The sequence below is a fragment of the Promineifilum sp. (SeqCode) genome, from assembly GCF_041918635.1.
In the GTDB taxonomy this organism is placed as follows: Bacteria; Chloroflexota; Anaerolineae; order Promineifilales; family Promineifilaceae; genus Promineifilum.
Map to the genome: position 1 here is coordinate 1 of NZ_JAYRVJ010000072.1, position 2,874 is coordinate 2,874.

General features: G+C 64.8%; 4 protein-coding genes. 1 reads left to right on the forward strand and 3 read right to left on the reverse strand.

Annotation, left to right across the window (positions count from 1 at the left end):
* The 3 genes from ACE3UY_RS02360 to ACE3UY_RS02370 form a co-directional block, all read right to left on the reverse strand.
* A partial coding sequence (locus tag ACE3UY_RS02360; RefSeq protein ID WP_374685946.1) for an acyltransferase family protein occupies nucleotides 1–473 on the reverse strand: 473 nt, incomplete at its 3' end.
* Between the two features lie 130 nt (nucleotides 474–603).
* Nucleotides 604–1,491, reverse strand: coding sequence for a carbohydrate ABC transporter permease (locus ACE3UY_RS02365; RefSeq protein WP_374685947.1), 888 nt, complete (start codon nucleotides 1,489–1,491; stop codon nucleotides 604–606).
* A 7-nt stretch (nucleotides 1,492–1,498) separates the two neighbouring features.
* The gene (locus tag ACE3UY_RS02370) at nucleotides 1,499–2,029 is read right to left on the reverse strand and encodes a hypothetical protein (RefSeq protein ID WP_374685948.1); all 531 of its coding nucleotides are present in this window, start codon (nucleotides 2,027–2,029) and stop codon (nucleotides 1,499–1,501) included.
* Between the two features lie 267 nt (nucleotides 2,030–2,296).
* Between ACE3UY_RS02370 and ACE3UY_RS02375 the strand changes: the two genes are divergently transcribed.
* A partial coding sequence (locus ACE3UY_RS02375; RefSeq protein WP_374685949.1) for a 2-phosphosulfolactate phosphatase occupies nucleotides 2,297–2,874 on the forward strand: 578 nt, incomplete at its 3' end.

The window sequence follows — 2,874 nt, forward strand, 5'->3', positions numbered from 1 at the left end:
AGCGTGAAGATGAAGAGCATCGCCAGATACCAGAGGTGCAGCCCCATCCAGGCGAAGTCGCCGCCAAAGGCGTAGAGGCCATCGAAGTAGTGGCGCATGAATTCGAGAAAGCTGCCCTGGAAGTCGCCGTGATGAACGCGTTCCAGGTAGACGAGGACGGGGATGAAGGTCGCCATGCCGACGAAGAACGGCACGAGCAGGCGGAGCGCTCTATCCCACAGATACCGCCCACTTGAACGCTTGCCCAGAGCATAGAAGGCGCTCGCGCCGGAGATGAGGAAGACAAGCGGCATGCCAAAGATGGGCAGAATCCCCTGCATGATGTCGACGCTGGCGTACGACCGATCGTTCATGACGTGGTAGTACTCGCTGCCGAACGGCCGGATGCTGTGGTAGAAGAAGACGAGGAAAATGGCGATGACGCGGAGCCAATCGATGTAGTACTGGCGAGACTTGGGGGCTTGGGCTGTCACGAGTATCGCTCCCTGCCGTTGAAACCTGGCACGGGCCAGGACGTACGGCATCACACAAATGAAACGTGGACTATGGCAGTGTCCACATTATAACTCACCCGCGCCGCGCCGGAGCGATCCGAAAGTTACATTAGAGGAGGAAATCCTCTTCGCTCGTGCCCACACCCCATTGCCGGGCGACAACGTAGACCAGCGCCACGAGCAACCCAGTCAGGACGTACAGCGCCCACAGCGCCGCCGCGGCTACGCCGAAGTCGAGCCGGTCGAAGGCCGCCTCGTAGATGAACTGCGGCAACGTATAGGTGGCATAATAGGGGCCGCCCTGGGTCAGCAGCCAGGTCGTGGTGAACGAGTCCTGGAGCAACAGCACCGCGTCGCGAGCGCAGAGCAACAACAGTACCGGCGCGAGCAACGGCAGCAGCACGTGCCGCAGCGTGGCCCAAGGGCCGGCGCCATCGGCCGCGGCAGCGTCTTCCAGATCGCGCGGCACGTCGTAGAGCGCGGCCAAGCTTACCAGGAAGCCCTCGCCCACCAGCCACAGCAGGGCCAGGATGATGCCCGGCCGCGCCCACTGTGGGTCGGCCAGCCAGCCCGGCTGCCCCAGCCCCAGGCTACCGAGCAGCGCGTTGAGCGGCCCGTAGAGCGGGTTGAGGATCCATAGCCAGGTCAGCGCGAAGGCTGACGCGGGGATGGCGCTGGGCAGGAAGATAACGGCGCGCAGCAGGTCTCGCAGCCGGCCGCGCCGCGCCAGCCACGCCAACAGGAACGCGCCGAAGACGCGCGCCGGCACGGGCAGCAGCACCAGCGCCAGTGAATTTGTCAGGCTCAGGCCGAAGAGTTCGTCCGTCCGCGCCAGGGTGAAGTTGAGCGCGCCCGCCCAGCGCGGCGGGTTGAGCGCGTCGTAGCGCAAGAAGGCCAGGCCGAACGACAGCAGCGCCGGCAGTACGAAGAGGAGGCCGATGCCCACCACGTAAGGGAGCAGCAGCAGGCGCAGCCTCCTCTCATGCGCGCGGTTCAATGAACGCCTAGACTCCTAATTCGCTCTTGAGTTCCGTCAGAACGGCCGCTTCCTTGTCGGAAACGAGCTGGCCGCCAAACCCCAGAAAGCCGCCCTCCTTGCTGGCGTTGGCGACGCCCTCGGCAATGGCGTACATCATGCTCTTGAAGGAGTGCACATCGGCGTCAGTCGCGCCCTTGGTCTGGAGCAAGGTCATCGTCGCCGAAAGGCTGTCCTGGACAAAGGTGTGCATCTCTTCCGGTGTCTGCGGCCGGTTGGCCTTCATCTCGGCTTGCTGATTCTCGGCCCACTGTTTCAGTTGAGTCTCTTCCTCGGCGCTGGGTCGCGTCGAGATGTACTCCTTGAGCGCGCCTATCAGCGGGCTGTCGGCGGCATGGGCCTCGATGTAGCTCTTCATGCTCTCCATGATAGCGCGGAACTCGCCAAGCAAACCCAGCGGCCCCGACGGGTCGGCCGTGACGACCAGCGCGCCGACCTTCGCCGGCGCGGAGACGATTTGCGCCCACTCTTCGACGGTGAACGTATCACGAGTGATCATGCTTCTAACTCCTTGCGCAAGACTGACGTGGTGGTTAAGGGCGGGCGCGGCCCCAGGCGACGATGAGGATCGGCGGGCAGCTTCCCGACTCAGGTTTTACCCGTTTGCCGATAGTATGGCAACCAGACGGCATACAGAATGGGACGCTGATGAACGCTGGGTTTTGCGCTGATTGACGCTGATTCACAGCCGTGAGAATCAGCGTCCCATTCTCGATAGTCAGCTATAATGTCGAGGCTGGCGGGCGCCAGTTCTCTGGAGGGTTTGATGGGGTTCTGGGATCAAAGTCCATATGACATTCGCTGCGAATGGGGCGCGCGGGGCGTGGCCGCTCTGGCTCCGGGTTGTGACGTGGTCGTCATTGTTGACGTGCTGTCGTTCTCGACCTGCGTGGATATCGCCGTAGCCCGCGGCGCGAGCGTCTATCCTTACGATTGGCGCGATGGGGCTTCGGCCGCCTTCGCCGAGCGCGTAGGCGGGGTGCTGGTTGGCGGGGACGGGTCGCCCTACCGCCTGTCGGCCTCCTCGGTCATGGCTGTGCCGGCCGGCGCGCGGCTGGTCATGCCCTCGCCCAACGGCTCGACGCTGACCGTCCTGGCGCAACCGGCGACGACGCTGGCCGGTTGTCTACGGAACGCGCGGGCGGTAGCGGCCGCGGCGGCGCGCCTCGGCCGGCGTCTGGCCGTCATCCCTGCCGGCGAGCGCTGGCACGAGGATAACCACGGCGACCGCTCGCTGCGGCCGGCGGCCGAGGACTTGATCGGCGCGGGGGCGATCATCAGCTACCTGCGCGGCCGGCGCTCGCCCGAGGCGGAAATAGCTGTGACTGCCTATCAGGCCGCCGC

Coding starts and splice junctions, on each gene's coding strand:
- ACE3UY_RS02370 (WP_374685948.1), bottom strand. CDS start 2,029: ATGATCACTCGTGATACGTTCACCGTCGAAGAGTGGGCGCAAATCGTC.